At 37.7% G+C, this 3116-nt stretch carries 3 protein-coding genes; all 3 read left to right on the top strand.

The features are described 5' to 3' along the window. On the top strand, positions 1-902 hold a 902-nt coding region (locus tag B4D49_RS07435), incomplete at its 5' end, for an ABC transporter permease (RefSeq protein ID WP_286783662.1). A gap of 11 nt (positions 903-913) precedes the next feature. Further along, positions 914-1960 carry an ABC transporter ATP-binding protein gene (locus B4D49_RS07430; protein WP_286783661.1) on the top strand — a complete coding sequence of 349 codons (1047 nt, stop codon included), beginning with the start codon at positions 914-916 and terminating at the stop codon, positions 1958-1960. Continuing rightward, positions 1960-2892, top strand: coding sequence for an ABC transporter ATP-binding protein (locus tag B4D49_RS07425; RefSeq protein WP_074565179.1), 933 nt, complete (start codon positions 1960-1962; stop codon positions 2890-2892). Before B4D49_RS07430 ends, B4D49_RS07425 begins: the two co-directional genes overlap by 1 nt. Positions 2893-3116 lie beyond the last annotated feature (224 nt).

Here is a 3116-nt window from a genome sequence, read left to right as displayed (position 1 = left end):
TTGTTTCAATGTGGTTCTTGGGAATTTTATTAGTATTCTCAATGATTTCAGTAGTTTTAGTACCACGTGATGACGCTAATGCTTTCAACACAAAAGAAGTTACTACTTACCGTAACCTTCCACCAAAAATTAGTGATAACCTTCCATTCTGGAATGGTAAAATTACGTATTCTGGTAATACAGAAGCTAACGATGCTTATGCAGACCAAGGTGTTCCAGAAGGAACAAAATTCATCCTTGGTACTGATAACCTAGGACGTAGCGTTGCAAAACGTATCATCGTAGGTGTTCGTATCTCACTTCTTATTGCTATTGTTGCAACATTGATTGACCTTTTGATTGGGGTAACTTACGGTTTGATTTCAGGATATGTTGGTGGCCGTGTTGACATGGTTATGCAACGTATCATTGAAGTTATTTCATCAATCCCTAACTTGGTTATCGTAACAATGCTTGGTCTTTTGCTTGGTAATGGTGTTACATCAATTATCATTTCAATTGCCATCGTTGGTTGGACATCAATGGCTCGTCAAGTACGTAACCTAACACTTTCTTACCGTGAACAAGAATTTGTTCTTGCTGCTCGTTCATTGGGTGAAAGTGCTCCTAAAATCGCATTTAAACATATCCTTCCAAATATTTCAGGGATTATTATTGTTCAAATCATGATGACAGTTCCAAGTGCCATCATGTACGAAGCTGTGCTTTCAGCTATTAACCTCGGGGTAAAACCACCAACAGCATCACTTGGTTCATTGATTACTGATGCTCAAGAATACTTACAATACTACCCTTATCAAGTAACTCTACCAGCCCTTGCTTTGGTATTAATCTCACTTGCTTTCATCTTGTTAGGTGATGGTCTTCGTGATGCATTTGATCCAAAATCTGGTGATCGTTAGGAGGAAAAAATATGAGTGAAGAAACAATTTTACAAGTTAAAAACCTCCATGTAGATTTCCAAACCTACGCTGGAGAAATTAAAGCCATTCGCGACGTCAATTTTGATTTGAAGAAAGGCGAAACACTTGCTATCGTAGGTGAATCTGGATCAGGTAAATCTGTAACAACAAAAACATTGATGGGGCTATCAGCTTCAAATGCAACAATTACAGGTGAAATTGATTTTAAAGGTAAAAAACTTACAGAACTAAAAGAAGACGAATGGATCAAAGTTCGTGGAAATGAAATTGCAATGATTTTCCAAGATCCAATGACAAGTCTTGACCCAACTATGAAAATTGGTCAACAAATTGCTGAACCAATTATGATTCACGAAAAAGTTTCAAAACAAGAAGCTTGGAATCGTGCACTAGATTTGATGAAAAATGTTGGTATTCCAAATGCGGAAGAACACATCAATGATTACCCACACCAATGGTCAGGTGGTATGCGCCAACGCGCTGTAATTGCAATTGCGCTTGCTGCTAACCCAGATGTGTTAATCGCTGACGAACCAACAACTGCCTTGGATGTTACTATTCAAGCTCAAATTCTTAACTTGATGAAAAAAATTCAAAAAGAACGTGGTTCATCAATCATTTTTATCACCCACGACCTTGGTGTCGTTGCTGGTATGGCTGACCGTGTTGCAGTTATGTATGCTGGTAAAGTTATTGAATATGGAACAGTTGACGAAGTCTTCTACAATCCGCAACACCCATATACTTGGGGCTTGTTGAACTCAATGCCAACAACTGACACAGAAGCTGGTAGCTTACAATCAATCCCAGGTACACCACCAGATCTTCTTAACCCACCAAAAGGTGATGCTTTTGCACCACGTAACGAATTCGCTTTGGATATCGATTACGAAGAAGAACCACCAATGTTTAAAGTTAGTGATACTCACTTTGCTGCAACTTGGTTGCTGGATGAGCGTGCACCTAAAGTAACACCACCATTACCAATTCAAAAACGTTGGGCAAAATGGAAAGAACTTGAAGGGAGAAAAGCTTAATGACTGAAAATAGAAAAAAGCTTGTTGAACTTAAAAATGTCTCTTTGACTTTCAACGAAGGCAAAAAGAATGAAGTAAAAGCCATCAACAACGTCAGCTTCGATATCTATGAAGGTGAAGTCTTTGGTTTAGTTGGTGAATCAGGTTCTGGTAAAACAACTGTTGGACGTGCTATCTTAAAACTTTACGATATTAGTGATGGTGAAATCGACTTTAATGGAGAAACAGTTTCTAACCTTAAAGGTAAAGAACTACATGAATTCCGTAAAAATGTGCAAATGATTTTCCAAGACCCACAAGCAAGTCTTAATGGACGTATGAAAATCCGTGATATCGTTGCTGAGGGTCTTGATATTCACAAACTTGTTAATAGTAAAGAAGAACGTGACGAAAAAGTTCAAGAATTACTTTCTCTAGTAGGTTTGAACAAAGATCACATGACTCGTTACCCACACGAATTCTCTGGTGGTCAACGTCAACGTATCGGTATTGCACGTGCTCTTGCTGTACAACCAAAATTCATTATTGCTGATGAACCAATTTCTGCGCTTGACGTGTCTATTCAAGCTCAAGTTGTTAACTTGATGCAAAAACTTCAACGCGAAAAAGGCTTGACTTACCTCTTCATCGCTCACGATTTGTCAATGGTCAAATACATTTCAGATCGTATTGGTGTAATGCACTGGGGTAAGATGCTTGAAATTGGAACATCTGAAGATGTTTACAATAACCCAATTCACCCATACACTAAGAGTTTATTGTCTGCAATTCCAGAACCAGATCCAGAATCTGAACGTGAACGAGTGCATCAAGTTTATGATCCAAGTGCAGAACTTGATGGTCAAGAACGTGAAATGCGTGAAATTACACCAGGTCACTTTGTACTTTCTACTGAAGCTGAAGCTGAAGAATATAAAAAAGCATTATCATAATTATAAAGGGAGCTTATAGCTCCTTTTTTGTGTGTAAAATTGTATAGGAGTCATTTTAGTTGCTTTTACTGGAAATAAGTATTAGAATGGCATTGTGATTGGTTGCTGGTAATCAGCACGATAGATGAATATTAGTAATAATTGAAAAAATCAAAGAAATTTTCATAAAAGCATTGACACTCTATAGTAAATTTAGTATACTAATATAGCTGTTGTCCGAGAGG

It is taken from the genome of Streptococcus sp. UBA4344 (genome assembly GCF_002393675.1).
Taxonomy (GTDB): Bacteria; Bacillota; Bacilli; order Lactobacillales; family Streptococcaceae; genus Streptococcus; species Streptococcus vicugnae.
This window is presented reverse-complemented; position numbering and strand designations above follow the sequence as displayed.